This is a genomic window from Teredinibacter haidensis (genome assembly GCF_014211975.1).
GTDB classification, from domain to species: Bacteria; Pseudomonadota; Gammaproteobacteria; order Pseudomonadales; family Cellvibrionaceae; genus Teredinibacter; species Teredinibacter haidensis.
This window is the reverse complement of the sequence record NZ_CP060084.1, coordinates 4543470-4565367: the sequence shown is the minus strand read 5'-3', so window position 1 is coordinate 4565367 and position 21898 is coordinate 4543470. Positions and strand designations below refer to the sequence as shown.

15 protein-coding genes are annotated in these 21898 nt (G+C 47.3%); 6 read left to right on the top strand and 9 right to left on the bottom strand.

Going from position 1 to position 21898, the window contains the following annotated elements; all coding sequences use genetic code 11:
* Window positions 1-3: 3 nt before the first annotated feature.
* Both H5715_RS18655 and H5715_RS18650 read right to left on the bottom strand, forming a co-directional pair.
* Complete coding sequence (locus H5715_RS18655) at window positions 4-1125, bottom strand: GGDEF domain-containing protein (protein WP_075186469.1); 1122 nt, start codon at window positions 1123-1125, stop codon at window positions 4-6.
* 169 nt (window positions 1126-1294) lie between these two features.
* Window positions 1295-2404, bottom strand: coding sequence for a GGDEF domain-containing protein (locus H5715_RS18650; protein WP_075186468.1), 1110 nt, complete (start codon window positions 2402-2404; stop codon window positions 1295-1297).
* Window positions 2405-2712: 308 nt separating this feature from the next.
* Here H5715_RS18650 and H5715_RS18645 point away from each other — a divergent pair, with 308 nt between their 5' ends.
* Entirely contained in the window at window positions 2713-4953 is a 2241-nt protein-coding gene (locus H5715_RS18645) for a transglutaminase family protein (RefSeq protein ID WP_083608092.1), read from the top strand.
* Window positions 4954-4962: 9 nt separating this feature from the next.
* A complete protein-coding gene (locus H5715_RS18640; RefSeq protein WP_075186467.1) occupies window positions 4963-6300 on the top strand; it encodes a tetratricopeptide repeat protein in 1338 nt (445 codons plus the stop codon).
* A 44-nt stretch (window positions 6301-6344) separates the two neighbouring features.
* Here the strand turns inward: H5715_RS18640 and H5715_RS18635 are convergent, their stop codons facing one another.
* Window positions 6345-7370 carry a patatin-like phospholipase family protein gene (locus H5715_RS18635; protein WP_075186466.1) on the bottom strand — a complete coding sequence of 342 codons (1026 nt, stop codon included), beginning with the start codon at window positions 7368-7370 and terminating at the stop codon, window positions 6345-6347.
* Between the two features lie 86 nt (window positions 7371-7456).
* Window positions 7457-8935 (bottom strand): FMN-binding glutamate synthase family protein, encoded by a 1479-nt coding sequence (locus tag H5715_RS18630; protein ID WP_075186465.1) that lies wholly within the window; start codon window positions 8933-8935, stop codon window positions 7457-7459.
* 72 nt (window positions 8936-9007) lie between these two features.
* Between H5715_RS18630 and tcdA the strand changes: the two genes are divergently transcribed.
* Both tcdA and H5715_RS18620 read left to right on the top strand, forming a co-directional pair.
* Window positions 9008-9802: a tRNA cyclic N6-threonylcarbamoyladenosine(37) synthase TcdA gene (tcdA, locus tag H5715_RS18625; RefSeq protein WP_075186464.1), complete on the top strand. Its 795-nt coding sequence runs from the start codon at window positions 9008-9010 to the stop codon at window positions 9800-9802.
* A 32-nt stretch (window positions 9803-9834) separates the two neighbouring features.
* Window positions 9835-10380, top strand: a complete 546-nt coding sequence (locus H5715_RS18620) for a GNAT family N-acetyltransferase (RefSeq protein ID WP_075186463.1) — start codon at window positions 9835-9837, stop codon at window positions 10378-10380.
* Window positions 10381-10387: 7 nt separating this feature from the next.
* Here the strand turns inward: H5715_RS18620 and H5715_RS18615 are convergent, their stop codons facing one another.
* Window positions 10388-11179, bottom strand: coding sequence for a TatD family hydrolase (locus H5715_RS18615; protein WP_075186462.1), 792 nt, complete (start codon window positions 11177-11179; stop codon window positions 10388-10390).
* Window positions 11180-11232: 53 nt separating this feature from the next.
* On the bottom strand, window positions 11233-12828 hold the full coding sequence (locus tag H5715_RS18610; RefSeq protein WP_075186461.1) for a methyl-accepting chemotaxis protein: 1596 nt from the start codon (window positions 12826-12828) through the stop codon (window positions 11233-11235).
* 226 nt (window positions 12829-13054) lie between these two features.
* On the opposite strand from H5715_RS18610, the gene H5715_RS18605 reads away from it, so the two are divergent.
* Window positions 13055-14623: an alpha-N-arabinofuranosidase gene (locus H5715_RS18605; protein WP_075186460.1), complete on the top strand. Its 1569-nt coding sequence runs from the start codon at window positions 13055-13057 to the stop codon at window positions 14621-14623.
* A gap of 84 nt (window positions 14624-14707) precedes the next feature.
* Here H5715_RS18605 and H5715_RS18600 read toward each other — a convergent pair whose 3' ends face one another.
* Window positions 14708-14911 carry a DUF2061 domain-containing protein gene (locus tag H5715_RS18600; RefSeq protein WP_075186459.1) on the bottom strand — a complete coding sequence of 68 codons (204 nt, stop codon included), beginning with the start codon at window positions 14909-14911 and terminating at the stop codon, window positions 14708-14710.
* A 287-nt stretch (window positions 14912-15198) separates the two neighbouring features.
* Here H5715_RS18600 and H5715_RS18595 point away from each other — a divergent pair, with 287 nt between their 5' ends.
* On the top strand, window positions 15199-16002 hold the full coding sequence (locus tag H5715_RS18595; RefSeq protein ID WP_075186458.1) for a UDP-2,3-diacylglucosamine diphosphatase: 804 nt from the start codon (window positions 15199-15201) through the stop codon (window positions 16000-16002).
* 752 nt (window positions 16003-16754) lie between these two features.
* Here H5715_RS18595 and H5715_RS18590 read toward each other — a convergent pair.
* On the bottom strand, window positions 16755-19544 hold the full coding sequence (locus tag H5715_RS18590) for a TonB-dependent receptor domain-containing protein (protein WP_075186457.1): 2790 nt from the start codon (window positions 19542-19544) through the stop codon (window positions 16755-16757).
* Window positions 19545-19651: 107 nt separating this feature from the next.
* Window positions 19652-21346 (bottom strand): serine/threonine protein kinase, encoded by a 1695-nt coding sequence (locus H5715_RS18585; protein ID WP_075186456.1) that lies wholly within the window; start codon window positions 21344-21346, stop codon window positions 19652-19654.
* Between the last annotated feature and the right edge of the window lie 552 nt (window positions 21347-21898).

The window sequence follows — 21898 nt, the reverse complement described above, 5'->3', positions numbered from 1 at the left end:
CGACTAGGTGATTGTACTGACAACGCAATTTCGACCATCGCCTTTTGCTTTATACAAATTTCTATCGACACTAATCAGGTAAGCATCTTTGGTATCCTCTTTAGTCGGTATTTTGGTCAAAACGCCAATAGAGATAGTGACATAATTACTCACATCACTCCTCTCATTGGGTATTTTTAGTGCTTCAACCGATAACCGAACGTTTTCTGCAAACGCTAATGCATCCTCAGGCGCTAGACTCGAGGATACGATGTAAAACTCTTCACCCCCTACCCGAAAACAAAAATCGCCAGATCGACGGCACGCTTTCCCGACCATATCGGCCACTTTTTTTAAGGCCTCATCTCCAGAAGAATGCCCGTAACGATCATTCAATTTTTTAAAGAAATCGATATCCACGGCGATCAAGCTAACACTGCTGGCATTTCGCCTTCCGCGCTGAAGCTCCAAACGTAAAACCTCGTCGAAATGACGTCGATTATGCAGCCCCGTTAATTGATCGGTAATCGTGAGTTTTTCCAGTTCGGCATTCGCCTGTTTCAATTCATTTTCAACTTCCTGCCGCCGTAACCTTTCGCGCATAAGCTCAAGCGCTCTACTGGACAGGCTGTTGCACACGCCCAAGACCGTATCCGTGAACACATTGATGGAATCCTCCATCTTTTCCTCCGCTTGTTGCTTAGCGGCCTCTATATCCAACCCTTGCTGAATCCCTTTCACCACTAAAGCCAGCTTCCGGTCGTCATCGAGAATATGAATGGCAAGCCAGCGAATAAGGAAACGTACAACGTCCTCTATTACTTCACGAAAAGGCTTGTGTTCACCCTGTTCCTTTATCTCTCTCACCCTAGGTAGGAAAGATTGATGGCTGTACAAGTGAGATTCACACCACTCATCACCGTCCAAGTATTCACTCCAAACCTTTTCTTCATCTTTGAAGTGATAGGCGGCGTAAGCCGCTAGATCTTCGAAAACCGACTCAATTTCCAGCTTATCCTCACGCACAAGCGTATCCGCCAACCTGTTCAGCAACACAACCAAAGTTTTATGTTGTTCATCGAGATGCGGAATCCCCATTTCTAGATTACTGCTCCAGGGGAAAACTTCTATATGCTCAAGCTCCATCGTTCACCATATCCATTTCACACCTCCATACACCGGGAATGCAGGTTTCATTATTCATTTATTCTAGCTGTTTTTCGCGACTATTGTGCTGGCGACACTCAACGCACAGCAGTCCTGTTTAAACGGGACACCAAAACTTATTTGAACTTGATCAGAGATTCCCTAAATTTTACCCGTTTATTCGGTTTCGACCTTCGGACTTAGCTCGGTGCAAATTTTTCTCCACAAGCACCAGAAAGGTCTCAGTGGAATCAGTGTCGCCGGGAATTTTTGCGGTTACACCGAGTGACACACTCAAGAAATCGTCCGCAGCGCTGCCCGCATTAGGGATTTTTAGATCGGAAATGGTAGTTCTAACTTTTTCCGCAAAGGAGAAAGTATCGTCATGATTGGCGTTCACCGACAAAATCATAAACTCCTCGCCACCTACCCGGAAAGCAAAATCATCTGAACGACAACAAGCGCCACCTATCGCTTCACCAACCCTTTTCAGTACTTCGTCGCCCCGCTTACGACCATAAGCATCGTTCAAGTTTCTAAAAGAATCAATATCCAACGAAACGAGGCTTATATACGTCGAATTTCTTCTCGCCCGACGAAATTCCCGTTGAAAGACTTCATTAAAATGGCCACGACTATACAGGCCTGTGAGTTGATCCGTTATCGATAGCTTATCAAACCCCTTTTTCGCCTCAAGCAGTTGCTGTTCTGCGTTTTTACGTTTGAGACGTTCGCGCAGTAATTCCATCGCGCACAAGGACAGATCGTCATACATATTGATCACAGTATCGATTAGAACACGAGTAGCGCCACCCATTTTTTTACTGGATCGCAGCTTGGCCTCTTCCAAACTTAAGCCTTTGTTCACACCGTCGACCACATAGCTCATTTTTTTATCATCATCGATAATATGCAAGGCCAGCCAGCGAATCAGGAAACGTACAACCTTTTCGATAATCACCTGCGGAGATTCGCTCTTATCTTCCTGTAGTTTCATCAACCGGGGTAAAAAAGAGGTGTGGCTCGCCATATGCGTCTCGAACCAAGGGTCACTAACGAAAGACTCCTTCCAAATATTCTCTTCCGTTTCGAAGTGATAGGACGCGTAATCTGCAAGCTCTTCAAAAACGCTTATCATTTCAATCTGATCTTCATGAACCAGGCTATTCGCTAGCGTATTGATAAGCGCAACCAGTATTTGATGCTGCTCATCAATCTGCTTGATACCTGTTTCAAAGTTCTGATTCCAAGGAAAAACGTCTATATGCTCAAATTGCATAACTGCTCCCTAAGCCTACCGTCCAAAATGGTTAGCCCCCGTTAACCAAGACGTAAAAAATGCCGCCTCAGGAACAAAGGGTTGTTAGTTATCGTAATTATCTTTTCATTCTAGACAGTTTTACGAGTTCTTCTCGACTTATAGCTCAATCCAGATCAAAAGAGCCCTATGTTTTGCCGCAAACCGACAAAGCTTAAGAGCAACACAAATACCCTTGCCATAACGGCACCGGAATCCTCAAACCAAGTAAATAGTGTTAGCATGTTTATTCTACGGATAAGCCATTTCAGGGAGCATCTGGAGCCGCTATGAAGAAAACATTATCGCTAACCGCCACATTTTTTGGCCTTTTCTTTTTTTTCGCCCTCGCCGTTTTCAACTCCGTGGTCGCCAGCCCACTGTCGGACTCACCCTCCGCCAGCATTGGCCCAGAGCTGTCAAAACAAGCCAAAATGCGCTCCAGTACGGACGGTGCCGAAGTGCTCCATTCCATCGCAGAGGCCAACCTGGATGAAAAGGGTTTCTGGTCCAGGCGCGACTATATCTCGATCCGTATCAACGACCAGGAAGCCGCGCGCGACTACGGTCGTATTGCTATCACCTACAACCACTACTACTCGGAAGCCCTGCTGGAATTTGCCAATGTTGTAACCCCGAATGGCAAGGTTACCGCTGTGGCAGAAGATGCCGTTCAACTGCGGGTGACGGGCGGCGGGCAAGATTTTTATAACGACCGAAGCGAAATCGTATTCTCTCTACCTAATATTGCACCCGGCTCCACCATTGAGTTCCAGTACGTCAACACCACTAAACGACGCGCCATCACCACGGTTTCTAGTGACGTCGCGGGCCCCCACTGGTTCCAGCGCAGGGTTGGCCACGATGGTTGGAGAGCGGACGCCGTACGCAATTTCCAATACACCCTCAGCAGCCCCCGCGGCCTGAAATTCCTCACCAAGACAAACGGAAGTTTTAAAAAAGAGCCCAAGGTCTCTGCTCAGGGCGACCGCAGGGTAAGCCGATGGCGCTGGAAGGACATTCCCTCCACGCCACTTGAATCCCACCTCTTGCCCATGCATAACATTCTGCCCAGCGTTCGCGTCTCAACCAGTCGTGACTGGTCGCAGGTAGACGCCTGGACATGGGAGAAAGTTGCCGACAAGTTGAATAAAACACCGGCACTGGAAAAAGTAATAAAACAACTGAAGCTGCCAGATAACGCCAGCCGCGAAACAAAAATTCGCGCGGTTTATCAGTTTATGCAACACAATATTCGATATGTATTTGCGCATCTGGGCCGCGGGGGCTACGAGCCGCACTACCCGGATGAAGCACTGAAAAACGGTTATGGCGATTGCAAAGATCAAACAGTGCTTACCATTGCCCTGCTACGAATACTGGGAGTCGAAGCTCTACCGGTACTTGTCGAAACACCCGGTTCAGGCAAGTCAGATACCACGCTGGTACACCTGATTTTTGACCATATGCTGGTCTGGATTCCACCTGAGGGAGAAGAACCTGCGCTGTGGCTGGACACCACAGCAGACCGGGCGCTTTACCCTGGGATGTCGAATTATCTCGCCGACCAACCCGCACTGATTGTGAACGGTAACGGCGGTATATTCAAAGCGGTAGACGCCGAGATGCCCGCCAATATCGCAACACTGAACCTCGATTATCGAGAGACCAACGGCTTAACGGTTGTGAACGCCGTGTATTCTGGCAGTGGAAGTTTCGAACAGAGCTTACGCCAATGGTGGAAGCACGACACCAATCGTGACACCAGCGTAGCTCAATTCCTCGGTGGCATTTTTGAGAACAAAGGCCAATACACCGTTACCAGTGAAGTGCGCAATGCAGAGAATCTCTTTGAGCCCACAGCACTTCATGCGGAGTTCGTGTTTAAATCGCCGCAGGAGATACCTACCTACGGCACTTCTTTTGGCCAACTATACAACCTTGTCGGCGAAGCCAAGAGTATGCAGATTCCGGAAAGCCGTAAAAATATCTGGTATGACCCCTACCCGCTAGAATACCGTCTGAAGAGTCTACTGCACGGCGATACTGGCGTGGTTCCTGCGTTGATAAGCAGCTCCGACCTCACTAAAACCCCTTACTTTGAATTGATGCAAAGCGGAAAAGTAGAAGGCAATAACTACGTCGTAGAAATCAGTTTTATCAAACCGCCCTTGAAACTCTCGGTCGACGAGTACCAGCGATACTTTACTGCACTACTGAAATTGGGTGAATTGCAGAATTGGGTTGTAAGCATGCAGAAAGACCCAAAAAAACAGCGTCTGGCCGTAACCGACAACCTTAAGCAAAAACACGGTCTCGAAAGTGTGGAGTATCAATTAGCACTGGCTCGCAAATACCTGGATGCGGGTGAATTTCCTGAAGCGCTCATTCCGGCAGAAGAAGCCGTTCGCTTGAACCCCAATAGCGCTGAAGCCTGGTTCGTACTGGGTACGGCCCAAGGCTTTAACACCTTGATCGATCAAGCCAACGCCTCTTTCAAAAAAGCCAAATCTCTGGGTTATCTACCTTAAGGAAATACAATGAAAGGGATAATCAAAATCAGCCTGCTAGGCGCTCTACTCGCGTTACTAAGTGGGTGTAACACAACACAAGTAAAACCACAGGCACCGCAAAATCAGACCGCCTTTGCAATGGGTACAGAAGCCTACACAGCTTTTTTGAACAGCGGCTCCAGTGAGCAGATTAGTGCAGCCGTTTATTACCTAAATAGGGCTTTGCTCGAGCACCCACAAAAAGTCATGGTGCAAAAAAATCATTACCTCAGCCACTATATGCAAACAGCTTATTTTGGAGGCGACAGCATTGCGCCTTTACGCAATATTTTTTACGCATTACATCCCGCAATTCAAAAAGAAGTGCCACCACCAACACGCCTGCTGTATTTCGATGCAAAAGAAGATAAAAACATCAGCGACGAAGAATTTGAAAGCCTGATTCACGAAATGATTCGCGAGCAACCCATCAATGCAAGTAGCTGGAATTCGTTATCCACGTATTACGAAAATCGCCAAAACTATTGGCTGGCGCTCGCAGCAGCGAAACAGGCCAACCAATTGGAGCCGGACAATATCAACATACTGTATCAACTGGGCGACAGTATTAACGATGTTATCCAGCAAAGTGATTGTGTCTACGAACAAAAAGAGTATGCAAAACGCGCAGTCTCTTACATCGCAAAAGCAGCAGCAAAAGAACCCAACCAGCTTTACTTGGATAACGCCAGCCTCCAGTACCTGCGGCTCGGTTTATTCCCGATGGCTTATCATCAGGGTAAGAAAGCCTGGGAAGCAGAAAAAAACAAGTGGACAGCATACCACTACGGTGAAGCGTCATTACATTTAAATCATTACAATGAAGCGCTTGAAGCAGCACGTTTTTCTATCGAAAACAACGATGCCGTTACCGGCTTTATTTTGCAAGCACAGGCTTATGTTGGCCAGGGCAGCTTTGCCAAGGCCATACAATCGCTAGATGCTCTGGAAAATTATTGGGCCGAAAATCCAAGAGGAAATCAATACCCGCTTCAGGCGTTACATAAAGAGTGGCTATACTCACTGTTAAGTTCAAAAAAAAATGCCCCGGCAGTTTCTCTAAAAAATGACGAACAAAACTGGGTCAATACGGTACTTACTCAGTTCTCGACAGAGAAGGGCCAGCTGCCGCCATCATTGGTTACGCAAGCCGAGAACCAATGTGAAATGACCGAAGCCTACTTTTATGACGCCTACAAATACTGGCTACAGGGGGATATGGTACGAACCAAGGAATACTTAGCTAAAGCCGCCAATAGTGACACAACGCTTTATGATGAATATACCTGGGCGAATCTGTTGCTGAATTCACCCTTGTTAGATTAGTAAGCAAAAGCGGCTCACGATATTGTGAACCGCTTTTATTAGCGTTATTTTTCGATTGGCTCTCCGGTTTTAGGGTCAATCCTATCCAAAGACGGCCCCTCATAACTATTCAGCAATAACGCCGCTGCCGCTTCACCGTATCTCTCAAACCAAAAATCGCCCATCTTTTTCAAGCGCCGGATGTTTTCCTTGCTGATGTCATCCATTGCATCGTCGGGCACATCTGTCATACCTGGCTGAACTGTCATTTCTGCATTTACGCGAATACAACTGCCTGGGTTGGTGATCGTCAACACCTGGTATGCAACGACGCGCTCATCGGTCAATACATCGAGAATTTCACCCTTGGTAAACCACTGCAACGCACCCCATTTACTGGAAGCCCGGCCATTAATTTTTCGTGTTCTGTAACCCGTACCGATGGATAACACACGAAGCTTATCAATAGGGATTTCCGACCAGGCTTTCCTCGCCTCGGCGATAGCGCACATTGTCGGGTTATTCGCCGTTACGCCACCATCGACCAACCATAGGTCCTCACAGCCCGTAGGGCTTTCCATTTCTTTTGTCGGAAAATACGTAGGCGCCGCACTGGAAGCATCAGCGACTCGATAAGACGGTATTTTGCAGTGACCATCGTGTGTCGACTTAAAAACAACAGGCTTGCGACTCTCTACTCCGTAGGCAACAGCAAGCACATGTTTGTCAATCGGCACATCACTTAATTTGGCGTCACCCATTTTCTCTTTTAATAATTTTGTTTTTCCTTCCCCATCATATTTCGGTGCGTTAACACCATCGAACTCAAAAAATCCTTTATTTTCGGAAAATATTTTTTTAGCGTTCGGATAGCTGTACAGTGCGTTGATATCACTCATCGACATATCTGTTGTCGCCAGGGCGAGCGCAATAATACTACCGGTGCTGGTTCCTGCATAGAAATCTACATAGTCACGAATGGACGAGGCGCTATGTTCACGTACCAACTTTTCTTCCAGGCGGGTCAGAAATTGTGTCGTAGCTGCACCGCGAATACCACCACCGTCTAGGGATAGGATTAACTTAGTCATAATAAACTCCGTTTTAAACCAATGATGAAAGATCGATTAAACAGCGGCGCCTTCTGCAGGCGAGCAGAAAAAGCTAACGTGCTAACTTATCGACGCTCGTAAAGTTCTGCCATGCTAACAGAGCGACCATTTTCCGTCACCAGTCTCACATGTTTACGCTCCAGATCAGAAGGTTGATTCACGCCACAGGAATGCGCGATCATTTCCACATCGTGCACTATTTTTTTCTGGTAATTCGCCACGCGCCAGGCTTTATCTTCAACATTAAGCCCACGCTGTAACCTTGTATCGTGTGTGGTAATGCCGGTAGGGCAGGTGTTTTTGTTGCACTGCATTGCCTGAATGCAGCCGAGCGCAAACATAAACCCGCGTGCAGACACAATTGCATCTGCACCCGTAGCCAATGCCTCAGCCGCATAACCAGGCGTCACCAGTTTTCCCGAAGCAATCACTCGAATGCGCTGCTTTAAGTTGTGCTCGTTCAAAATATCCACTAGCAGGGGCAGGCTTTCTCGCAGAGGCAAACCCACATAATCCATCAAAGGCTGAGGTGCAGCACCACTGCCACCATCGGAACTATCGAGCGTAATAAAATCCGGCGCCTGCTCTATGCCACGCGCATGAATGACATCACACAATTCAATTAACCACGCAGGATCACCCATTACCAGTTTTATACCCGTAGGCTTACCGGTAAGGTCACGTACACGATTAACCATATCCAATAATTGCTGAGTGTTATTGATTTCCGGGTGTCGATTTGGGCTAATAGAGGCCTCGCCTTCCGGTATCCCACGAATCGCCGCAATTTCTGCGGTAACCTTTTCTGCGGGTAAAATTCCTCCTTTTCCGGGTTTCGCGCCCTGGCTGAGCTTAATTTCAAACATGCGAATATTCGGCTTTTCCGCCAGCGCTTTTAGCTTGCTTACGCTGAGTTCGCCCCGCTCGTTGCGCACACCGTATTTCGCCGTACCAATTTGCACAACAACATCAGCTCCACCCTCCAGATGGTAGGGTGAAACACCGCCCTCTCCTGTATTAATCCAGCAACCCGCTGAAGCAGCCCCCCCTGCAAGCGCCCTCACCGCAGGTTTTGATAACGCACCAAAACTCATACCTGAAATATTGAAAAAGCTCTTCGCTCTATAGGGAGTTTTACAGTAGGGCCCAAACTCGATAGGTGTGGAACAGGATTTTTCCTCTTCCAACACTGGGAATACCGAATTCACAAAATGATGATCGCCCACATTGGTGTCATTACGAGTGGAGCCAAATGCCAGCTCAGTTGAAACGTCTTTAGCTGCACGGTACACCCAAGTACGCACCGCCCGGTTAAACGGCATTTCCTCCCTGTCCAGGGCAAAAAAATACTGACGAAAAAACTCGCCCAAATGTTCAAACAAATAACGAAAACGACCAATGACGGGATAGTTTCGACGTATCGCAGACTTGGATTGATTAATATCCACAAAAAATAGAATCAACGCATAAGCCGCGCCCAAGCCAACAGCCAAAACAAATATAAAGGTGAGTAAAGAGAGGAGAGAGTGCAAACTGGCTTCCATGATTATTTCCTTTAATAGAACGAGAGCATTATAGGGTAGAATGTCCGTCATCACGTGTTATCAAGATTCTATATGACTGCCGAACTTTCTCCAGACTATATCGCGCGCTTCGCAGGCATTGGACGCCTCTACGGAACGGATGCAATGGCGGCCCTAGCAAAAGCACATTTTGCCGTTATCGGGCTCGGAGGGGTTGGTACCTGGGCCGCAGAGGCGCTGGCCCGCTCGGGGGTTGGAGAGCTAACTCTTATTGAACTGGACGATGTTTGTGTAACCAACACCAACCGTCAGATTCATGCCCTAAAGCCCCATATTGGTCAATCAAAAAATCAGGTAATGGCCGATCGCCTTAAAGCCATAAACCCGGAAATTACGCTACGCGTCGTCCACGATTTCCTGACTCAGACCAATCTTGAGCAGTACATCGGTGAGCAACACCACGTTATTATTGATGCCATTGATTCCGTGCATGTTAAGGCCGCGCTCGCAGCCTATTGCAGCCGACAGAAAATTCGCCTGGTTACCTGCGGCTCCTCTGGTGGAAAATTGAACCCTGCCCGCATTATGGTCGATGACCTCGGCTGCACCAAGTGTGACCCCCTACTGGCCAAAATGCGCAACCTTCTATACCACAAGCATAATTTTGCGCGTAGCAAAAACCGCCGCTTCCGTATTGATGCCGTGTATTCCGATGAACAAATGGTTTACCCAAAGGCCGACGGCTCAGTTTGTAGTAGTAAACAATATTTGCAGGATGGAGTGAAGCTAGACTGTGCAGGAGGCTTTGGCTCATCCGTGATGGTGACGGGCAGTTTTGGTTTTAACGCGGCAACCAAAGCGATTGAACGTTACCTAGCGAGAGGTTAAGACTTCGGAGCAAATCCAAAAGGAAACTTCAAATGTCTTCGTCCATCGAAATAAAGGAAATGTCTCCCACCGAAATCGAGTTTGCCCTGGAAGTCGAAAAAGCAGCATTTGCGAGCGAATCTGAAGCGCAGCTGTGTAAGGACCTATTCCAAGACTCATCAGCCGAGCCCTATCTATCTCTCCTCGCATTCGATCAAAAGCTGGCCGTGGGTCATATCCTTTTTACCAAGGCAACACTGGCAACTCTCCCGCAAAAAAACTTCCGCCTACTGGCACCACTTGCAGTCATTCCCAGCCACCAGAAACAAGGTATCGGCCTTCAATTAGTTCGCAAGGGGCTGGATATTCTCAGGCAGCAAAGGGTAGAGTGGGTTTTTGTGCTTGGCCATATTACGTACTACCCCAAAGCCGGCTTCTTTCCCGCGTACCAAATAAGCGTGGACCCGCCCTACCCCATCGCAGAGGAAGTGCGCGATGCCTGGATGGTTCATACCTTGGGAAACGATATTCAGCAACACCATAGCGCTAGGCTAGCCTGTTGCAGGGCTTTCGATAAGCCAGAGCACTGGCGTGAATAGGGGCTTCTTAGCCGATTCGGTGGAATAAGCGGAAAGCATTGGCGGTGGTTACTTTTTTAATGGTCTCCACACTGTCATTTCGCAACTCTGCCAGATGTTGAGCAATCTCCGGCAAATACTCTGGGCTATTCGCTTCGCCCTGACGGCCATTCAAGGGCATATCCGGCGCATCGGTTTCCAGCAATAAGCTTTCCAGCGGCATGCCCGCAATCGCATTTCGCGTTTTACTGGCTCTGGGATAAGTAATCGTTCCACCCACCCCCAAATAGAAACCCCGCTTCCAGTAGCTCTCAGCTAATTCCGGGCTACCGCTAAAACCATGGAGCACGCCGGTTAAGCGCTTAAACTTATTCAGGCACTGCAGGGTTTCGTTGTGAGCTTTTATGCAATGCAAAATAATGGGTAACCCCATATCTTCAGCAAGTGCACAGTGCCACTCTAAAATATGTATTTGTTTCTCCAGCGGAAAATTTCTCGAAAGGTCAATACCACACTCACCCATGGCAACGCATTTTTTGTGCTGAAGGTAAGGTACTATTTTCTCTCTATACGCATCCAGAGCAGACGATTCATTGGCTGAATCGGTAAAAACGGAAGCGAACCACCAGGGGTGAACACCCACAGAAAAATAAACACCCGAATAGCGCTCACACAAAGGAATCAGCGCCGGCCACTGTCGCGGCTCAACCCCTGGAATAACGATATTTTTTACACCCAGCAATAAGCATTTCTCCCATAGAGCATCACGCTGAGGTGTAAAAGCGTCGAAATCAAAATGGCAGTGACTGTCAATTAGCATGGAGTTCCTTTGCACAGAAAAAAACGCGGTAACACATGTTGCATGCAGAAGAACTAAACACGCAACTCTCGAACAACGTTGTTTAATTGATTCACTTCGTCATTAATAGTTTGTGAAAAGCCCTTTACAATGGAAGCTACTCGCGAGGTTTCGCTGGTGGCATCAGAAATAGAGGTCACCTTGTTATCGATTTCATGAGCTACGTGTGATTGCTCTTGCGCAGCCGTAGCAATTAACGTTGTCATCTGCTGAATATTACCAACGGCCTCAACAATTTTCTGCAATTCTGTATTTGCGCCATCCATTTCTCTAGCGCCTTTCTGCACCGCACTGGTACTGGACTCGACAACACTTACAGCTTTTGTGGTTTGATTCTGTAAGCGTTCAATGATCTTCTGAATTTCCTCGGTAGAGCTTTGCGTTTTTTGCGCAAGGGTTCTCACCTCATCAGCGACAACGGCAAAGCCCCGGCCCTGTTCACCTGCACGCGCGGCTTCAATCGCAGCGTTGAGCGCGAGCAAGTTAGTTTGTTCTGCGATGCCGGTAATCACCGTTAACACCTTGCCAATTTCCTGGCTGTCGAGATCCAACTGCTGCATAACACTCACGGCGCTTTCAAGATTATCAGACATTAAAACAATACTGTTGGAAGATTTCTTCATGATCTTGTAGCCGCTAGCCGCATCCTGATTCGCCTGATCCGCACTGGAAGCAGCCTCTGCCGCGTGATTTGCCACCTCATTTACAGTGGCAGACATTTCGTTCATCGCCGTAGCCACCTGCTCCAGCTCACGATGTTGATTAGCAACATGGTTCTCTGAATCTCGCGCCGCCGCACTAAGAGAGGAGGTTTGGCCCGAAATATTATGCGAAAGCGCCTGCACACCACTTACGACTTTACCCACTTGATCGATCATACAATTATAGGCTTGAAACATATCGCCCACTTCATTCTGGCTAGACTCTTCCTCAATTTTGCTGGAAAAATCGCCGCCGGCAACACCTAGCAGGCGCTCTCGAAGCAGCCGCACTTGATTCATTAACCAATAAAGACCGAGAAATTTTGCCAGCAGTGCAATCAAAATAATCAACATAGCTGCCACCATCGCCACAAACTGCTGATTTTTCATATTCTTGGTAGATTCAGCCGTCATGAGCCCAACGGCAATATTCATTTCTTTTAAAACAGCCGAACTTTGGTTTTTAATCTGTTCCAAATCCGGTCGCTGCTGCGAATTGATGTAACGGGTCACGGACTGCTGGTAACCATTCCAAACACCTTCAACTTTTTTTAACTGAGACTCAATCGCCTTCGTCGCAGGCGGTTGAATATCAGCATTGCGGTTACCTGCCAACAAATCCCTATGGGAGTTTTCAAATAAACCAATCGTGCTGCGAACAGCTTCCATCTGCTCGGCGCCGTTCACAACCAAAAAGGCTTCTTTTGCCAGGCGCTGGCTTAGCATTCGCTGCCTGCCAGCGATATCGACCGTATTCGCGCTCACCGACATGCTAATGTAGAGCGATAGTGAAGAAACAGATGCCAAAAGAACAATTAGCATAAAAGACACCGTAAACTGACCATCAATCGTTTTGATTCCCAGAGAGCGTACGATTCCATTTAACAGGTAGCCAAGCTGATAGCGCATCAAAGAACCTCAAATAATCATTCATTCTGAGTTAGTAGGGGCCGGAAGCTGTGTTGGAGCTCTCCCGCAAACCGTTTGTGTGTCCAGCGTCGCAACACATACGCCAATTTATTGTTGAACCTTGGGATTGTTAGTATAGGCACAGACGAAAGCTTTCGCCCCCTCCCGCATTCACGGCTTTCATACGTTATAATTCATGTTATTTTAATAACTACAGGTTGCCCTAATGAACGTAAGACCCTCTCTTTTTTCCCTCCTTGTATATGTTGGCTTTGTACTGTTTACAAGCGCTGCCATCGCAGAGACAACCATTACCGTCGAGGTTCACAGTGACCAGCCCGGCGCCACCATTCATCGCAATATCTATGGCCAGTTTATGGAGCATTTGGGCCGTGGCATTTATGAGGGCGTTTGGGTCGGAGAAGATTCAAAAATCCCCAATAAAAATGGCTACCGCAAAGATGTGGTTAAAGCCTTAAAAGCCCTTGAGGTTCCCCTGCTGAGGTGGCCGGGCGGCTGCTTTGCCGACGAATACCACTGGCGTGACGGTGTTGGCCCACGGGACCAACGACCGGTCACCATCAACACCACTTGGGGCGGTGTTTCAGACGACAACGCCTTCGGCACACACGAGTTTTTTGAACTGGCAGAAATGTTGGATGCAGAAGTGTATATCAACGGCAACCTCGGCACCGGCACCCCACGTGAGATGGCCGCCTGGCTCGAATATATGACCGCTGAAGGCGAATCCACCCTCGCCAACCTACGTCGAGCCAACGGCCGCGACAAACCCTGGAAGGTTGACTACTTCGCCATTGGCAACGAAGCCTGGGGCTGTGGCGGCACCATGACGCCCGACTACTACGCCAACCTATACAAACACTATGCTACCTTTGCCAAAACACCCGAAAATAATCGCCCGATAATGATCGCCAGTGGCGGCCACACAGAACAGACCGAATGGACCCAAACATTACTGGAGCAGGTGCCAAATACCTGGAGCCTGCGCATGAACGCCATTAGCCACCATTATTACACCCTGCCGACCGGCGACTGGGACAAGCACGGCCGCGCGCTAGCCTTTGGTGAGAACGAGTGGTTCTCCACCCTGAAAAACACCCTGCGTATCGAAGAATTTATCAAAGCCAATATCGCTATTATGGACAAGCTGGATCCGGAGAAAAAAGTGGGCTTCTACGTCGATGAGTGGGGCACTTGGTACGATGTAGAGCCCGGCGACAACCCAGGTTTCCTCTATCAGCAAAACACGATTCGAGATGCGGTGCTAACAGGCATGAACCTGAACATCTTCCATCAGTATGCTGAACGGGTACAGATGACCAACATAGCCCAAATGGTAAATGTGCTGCAGGCAATGATTCTTACGGATAAGGAAAAGATGCTGCTCACACCCACCTACCACGTATTCAAAATGTATATTCCGTTTCAGGATGCCACCGCCTACCCAGTTTCCATTTCCGGTGACAAGGGCTACCGCTTTGGGGAAGAAAGCATTCCAGGCATCAGCGCATCTGCAGCCAAGAGCAAAGATGGCAAGCTGTGGCTGGCGTTAGTAAACACTCACCCCTCAGAAGCAAAATCGGTTTCCATTGCCACCGCAGGCAAGCTGAGAACAGCCAAAGGTCAGTTATTAACCTCTGCCGCCATGGATGCCCATAACACCTTCGATTCACCCGAATCTGTGCAACCTAAAGAATACAAAGCCAAGGCTAAAGACGGTAGCTTGATACTTGATTTACCCGCAAAATCCGTTGTTGTGGTTGAGTTGAAATAAGCTTTACAGGGTTTCGTCTTGCTAAATACCACCCGACGCTCTTGTGTCAATTGGTACTTAGCAAGACGAACCCACATACCACCATCACACTGAAAGCGGTACACCCCGCCAATCTTCCCCGCGCTTAATTTTCTCCCAAACCTTCTCGTGAAAAAAGTAACCCACACTATTAACTGCGGGCTCCACCAGCGCGATAATGCCGCCCACAGCCCAATCGCCCGTGAGCGCCCATGCAACCGAAAACGCGATAACGAAGTGCATGGCCGTAAAAGTAAGTGACTTAATCATTTGCTCGATCTCCTGCTGTGTCCAAACATGCTAACAATAATACTTCTCATTTGCATCCGCCGATAGTTAATCAGGAGAATGACCGTAATAGGTTCTGACTATTAAATCGTGTCGGGCCCCTTGAGCACAATAAATAGAAAAAATGCCCCGGCGCAACTAATGCGCTTTTCATTAAATTGAAATCCAACCGTCAACAAAAGGTCTTGTTTTAACCAAAGCTTCATATGGCTGTTAACAAAACGTCACCGACCTTTACGAAACTGGCGCAAATAACTCGGGAGATCGCTATGACCGTTGCCAACCATATCAATGCTCGAACTGTTTGGATTTCAGATGTCCATTTGGGATTTAAAGATTGTAAAGCCGATTACCTCTACAAATTTTTGTGCTCGCTCAATTGTGACACGCTGTATTTGGTTGGCGATATTGTTGACTTATGGTCATTAAAAAAGCGCCTCTTTTGGCCGCAAGAGCACTACCATATTTTATTGAAGCTGTATGAACTGGCCGACAAAGGCACACGCGTTATTTATATACCCGGAAATCACGACGACCCCATGCGTCGCTTCGATGGGCAAAAATTTGGCCCTATCGAAATACTTCACGAACACGAATACGAAACCGTGGCAGGTAAAAAATTCTGGATACTTCACGGCGATGCTATGGACGCCTATATGAAATACGATTGGCTGACAAAAGTAACGGGCGATATTGCCTACACCTTTCTGCTTTTCTTGAATCGCTGGGGCAACCGCTTTCGTCGACTATGCGGCATGCAATATTTTTCCCTCGCCGGCCAGATTAAAGAAAATGTACACGGCGCACGCGCCGCGATTCAACGCTATAAAAAACAGTGTATAGACGAAGCCCGCAAGAAAGGCTACGACGGCGTTATCTGCGGGCATATTCACAGCTCCGATTTAGACACCAGCAACGGTTTTACCTACGCCAACACCGGCGACTGGATTGAAAGCTGTACAGCGCTCACCGAAGACTACTCCGGCAAAATGCGCTTACTCCATTTTGTAGACAAAGTAGAGTGGAGAGAACCTGCGCAGAAACCCGAAGCGGCTGATTTAAATGCGGCTTAACCGCTCGCGGCTGAGTGAGCTGCTGGATTCTGACGCGCTTCACTGACAGAAACCTATCCTGCTTACGGCCTTCGTTTCACGGTTCCAGTAGCGTCCCACTGCGTACGCTCAAGAGGGCGGCTAGACCGCCGCTCCCCTGCCAAACCGGCTTTGCCCCTTCGCCGCACACCTATTTAAGCTCAACGTGCGATCTACTTATTCTGGTAGACACCGCTCTTAAGCATCCACATGCCTGCCGCCCATCACTGGACATAAAAAACCCGGCCTTTTTAGGGGCCGGGAAAAGTATGCCTGAAGAATCGATCTTCGATTCTAATGTAACAACCAACAATGAATCCTTTCCGTTCGTCCTAAACATTGAAGAGACTCTTCCATTCCCTTCGTTCTACCATCCATGCCAGATAAGGGATACCTGCGAACTGTATCACTATCGTTATTGTTTGTTTTTGATTATTGAAACTCCGTTTTTTTATAGCCGTTATTGTATTGTGTGATTTTGAAAAACATATGACAAGCTGAAATAATTTAAAACAGATAAATCATTCAGAACTCACAATAATTAGGTGAACTTATCGATAATAAAATTAACGATAGATACTCCGCAACGGCCAGAGAAGACAACATTGTACCCAATGACACTGGCCCTCAACTCCCAACACTTTTCATATAAAAATCCACAATCAAAAAGCACAAAATGAAACGGCGATCAAATGATCGCCGCACTTGAAGTGCTTCTTTTAATGTTTTTCACACTAGAACTTCAGCTTGGCTTTTAACGACAAACCCAATCCCGGCTTAGTCTCAATAACATCCACACCCCTTTCACTGCCGTCAGTTTCAGTAAATGTTCGCTGTATAACCAAACTTTCATCAAGCAAATTTTCCGCTTCAAATTTCAGAGTAAAATAATCAGTCGGATAGAACGAATAGGTGAAATTTAGCGAATTGAACGGCTGTTCAAAAGTATCGGGCGAACCATTACGACCCGCAAAGAATAGTCGCTCACCAAACACGTTGTACGCTAACGTCGCTGAGTGCATGCCATCATCGGCATCGAAACCAATGAGGAAGTTAGCCGAATAATCGGAAGCGCCTTGCAAGCCACGAACATCGTTAGTAGGAGAATCAGCCTCGTCGCCAACAATAAGTTCATGTTCCAGCAAGGTCACATTACCCTGCGTAAAAAATGGGCTTAGCACATCCGTAATATGAGACAGCAAGAAATAGTATTCAAACTCTAGACCAGAAACTTCAGCACTTTCACCGTTTAATACTTCTGCTGCAACATTCTCATCTGTTGCGGCGGACTCAAACAGTTCAATAGGATCAGTAATATCTTTATAGAAAAGACTTACGGTTAAGTTATCGCCAGAGCTGAAATACCACTCCGCTCGCAGGTCGAGATTATCCAACATGGAAGGACGCACATTTGGATTACCATTTACAGACACATCCGTAATTGGATCCAAGAAACTAGAGTTCGCAATATCACGAAGATCCGGGCGTACTGTCGTTTCCGCGTAACTCAAACGAAGCTGAAAGTCTTCAGCCCAGAAGTTCTGAGCCATAAATGTAAATGCTGCAGAGCCAAAATAGTCCGATTCAACGTAGGTTGCTTCGTCAAAAAATTCCGCCACAGGGTTGGGGTCACCCTCCACCCAACCAGCTAGGCTGTCGAACGCTTGCGACAAACCGGATATGGGACTAGCGTCAAACTCATTAGGGTTCCACCCTAGGTTTACTTGCTGATAGTCCTCCCAACGAATACCGCCAGCAAAACGCCAAGCATCATTCCAAGTAATGTCCAGTTTACTATAGGCAGCATTCACTTTATTTGCCGCTAGATAGCTACTGCTTGCATCCTGCACACTAATTTCAAATCCGTAATCGGGGTTTACAACATTTGCATCACTATACAGCTCGCCTAAAGGCCCTATAAAAACTTCCGAATCTTGTGCCGTTGCCCCTAAGTTAAAACGCAACTGTTCAAAGTAGCGTGTTTTTTTCCAACTCTCACTACCACCGATTAACTCAATGCGGAAATCACCCGTTTCGATAGGGAATTTCATTTCCCAGCCTGAGCTCTCCAAGTAATCGTTCAAGTCAGAAAACCGGTATTGGGCAGAACTTCTATCCTGGGAACCTACCCGGCTCTCTAGCACTGCACCACCGTTATTCGGATCAGTCTCGGTAAATGAAATTACACGTAAGCTACTCGGAATATCGGTTGTCGCTTCGCTATCGGAGTAATACCAATCCAGCGAAAGCCCCTCAAGGAAATTCAAAACGCTCAGGTCAAGAACTTCCAGCGTTTCATAGCCGAGTTCGTGTTGACCATGAATTTGATTAATAACAGCTTCCCTCTGCTCAAATTCATACTCGGTATAGCGACGGCCGTTGCCACTGGAGTATTGGTCATTGGCATTATGGAAGTTATCGTACTGAACTTGATCATCGGTATTTCGAATAAATAAATTCGTGGCATCAATACGGTTCTCACTGTTGAGCACCATCCCCAAGCTCAGGTTCCCCGTTATATCAACAGAGAAAGTACTACGCTCAATAAAACCCCGCAACTCTTCTGGATCGCTAAAGCTGCGCTCGTAAATGGTTTCATTACGCCATTTGCTACCGTACGAACCACCGGCTAAAAATCCAAGCTCAATACCATTGTCAAATGCCCACACATTACCGATGTTCAAATCGATACCGACATCTGGCTCGCCGGAATCTTTTTTCACTGAAACATCTCGATAGAGCTCAGAGGCTAAACTTCGATTAATAGCTTCTGCGTCATCCAAAGATAGCTCACCTGAAGACAGGGATTGTATATTGGAAGGATCAAAATTCCCTCGATACTGAGCCAGTCCCGATCGCAAAGCAGCGCTCAGCTCACGTGTTCCGTCGTCCTCGCCCAAGCTGTCATCATCACCGCCAGCGTAAGTCAGGAAATCACCATCCGATTCCGAATTGGAACCCGTTGAGAGCTCCAAGGTAAAGACAAATCCATCGGGAATACCGGTGGTGCGTATATCCACATGACCACTACCAAATGCAGCAGGCATGTCAGCAGAAGCCACTTTCTGTACCGAAAGATTTTCTACAATAGAGGTTGGAAAAATATCTAAAGGAATAACATTACGTGTTAAATCTGGCGACGGAACAACTGCGCCATTCAGTGTAGTGCTCAGGTATCGCTCACCCAAACCACGTACGTAAACATATTTATCATCGACGGTAGTGACGCCGGGTAAACGTCGCAGTGCTTCTGCAACTGTTGAGTCAGCAACACGACCAATCATATCGGAAGTTATAATATCGACAGCAACCGACTGCTCCATGCGCTCAACAATTACATCGTTAGCGGCACTTTTTAAGCGGCCCAATACAATCGTTTCTTCAAGCTGGTGAGCTGTATGAGCGGGAGGAACCGGTGCTTCAGTTTGGTCCTGGGCATGCACCACTGCACTTATCGCAACACTGAGAATGCTCAGCGGAAATGCGGCCAGCGCAACGCGGCCCTTAAAGTATTTCGTTTTCATCTGAACCGACCTGTAGTTTCACTGATGTTTTGTTCGTTGTACAACAGATAGGGCGCCGATTGGCGCCCTAAACCGTTGCTTATTCGTGAGTAGGGCTCACTGAATAATTATTCGAACCAAAGTGCCTGACCACGGTTGCTTGGATCCAGGCCATAAGCCCAGCCAGCAGTCCAGTCATCACCTGAAGTCACAGCACCAATGAAAGTACGACTTTCTGTTGGCGTTACAGTCACTGCACCACCGTTAACAACCATGTCACCCAAAGCCAGTGAGTAGAAACTATTCGCTTCGAACAAAGCAATATTTACATCGGTGTCATCAAAACTTGGATTCTCACCGGTTTCATTAGTCGCCATAGTGTCATTGCTGTTAGCGTTCAGCCAATCCAGAGTGGAAGCACCATCCAGATCGCCTTTAGTCACGTCAGAACAACCGAATACAGATTCAACTATCGCCAGATCCGTCGCGCCGGCATTTTCAATACGTACACAGGAATGTTCATTTTTAGTTGGGTCAACCACGGCATCGGCACCGTATGCAGTCGTTACGATGGCGTTTTCAATCGTTGGGAAATGAGCTTCTCGAACACGTAATCCAGCACCGTTACCTCGAGTACCCTGATCAGATGGCGATATAATGCAAGTCAGATTGCGGATGGTTGCACGGCTGTTTAAGCCACGAGCAATATAATCATCAATAACAACCGCGTCTTTCTTGCTATAGCTACCAATACCATCCGACTCCACGCACTGGTTACCGAAAGTTTCACTTTGAATTACCAGCGCATAATCAAACGTACCCTGGTAGCCTTCGTCAATATCAATAGAGTCGTCACGAACATACAGCGCAACATAGTGAGAGATATTTACTGCGCCACCGAACATTTCAACGCCATCGTCCAGAGTTGAATAGGCCTGCAGATAATCAACAGTCGTACCAGAACCTACGGTATTGAAGGAAATACCATTTAGCTCGTTTTCTGGGGCGACTTCTGCACCGGTGTGCTTAACAATGAAGTAGTTCAAAATACCGGAGTTGTCCGCATTATTGTCACCGCCGTAATGAGTCTGACCAGCACCGGCTTTACCTTCAGCCTCTACGTGACATTCCTCACCAGTTGCCAAGGCAATATCGACACCCATGGTACCGGTATATTCACATTTATTGGTGATACCGAAACCGTTGATAAGCATACCGCCCCACTCGCCGTCAGCTTCAGCAGCTACAGAGCCATCTACGGCATCACTAGTAGAAGTAACGGTAATGGGAGCATCTGCGGCACCTTCAGCAAACATCTGTGAACCGCGGTTAATCACGAAATAATCGTCGGAAGAGCGGAACGCTAAAGTTGCGCCAGCTTCAATGCGAAGAACAGAACCGTCACCACCCTGAGCAATACCAGCAGCCGACAGGTCAGCATTAGAGCTATAGTTCTTACCAATAACCAAGCTACCGTTGAAAACATGTACACCATCGTTTGGTAGGTCGTTTAAAGTAAGGTCTTCTTCCTGATCGTAGGGCTTGCTCAGAGAAACAAAGTCTGTACCGTAAGTACAGTGGCCAGTAGCTGCATCGTAGCTACCTTGACGAGTAACACTGCTGTCAATATAGGAGGCGCATGGATTCGAACCCGTACTTGGTTCGCCGTCACCAGCTTGGTTATTACTATTTACAATTTGGTCACCAGCAACGGAGTTATCGATGGGTGAATTATTCGCTGCATCGATTTTAATATCTCCACCACCACAAGCAACCAGGCTTGCGGAAACCGCGCAAATGCCAACTAAGCTCTTAATTTTCATAGTGTTAACTCTCTCTAAGAAGTTACGTAATGTGAAATTGATAAAAATCCACCTCCCGCTGCTCTATCCACAACACGAAATGCATTTTCTAAAATTTTTGATCAAGGCTCTAAGTAAGCAACTACACGCAAAAGCTGAAAGCCCCGCCCCGCCCGTACAAAAAGCCGTCGCCATAAATCATTGATCTGGCGCGCATATACTTCCGCTTTTTTGTGACAACTGGATGACAAAGATGTGATGGTTGAATGACAAAAAAGCATAAATGGAATGCCCTTTGCGATCATTTTTCCAGCATTGCCACTCGCACTGGCACGTCCGAGAAAGCCGCTGTTAACTTGTCAGGACGAAGTACGAAAGAATATGGGGAAGTAACATAACAAGAGTTTATTAATTTTTATTGACAGCAAAAATTGCCGCAAAAGTGGCATTGTTTAGATATTGGTCTACGTGCAAAAAATGTCACGTAAAACTGTATTACCGCCACACGGACATGCGTAAATTACCTACACTGAAGTTGTCATATATCTGTAATATTTCAACAGTATGTTGTGC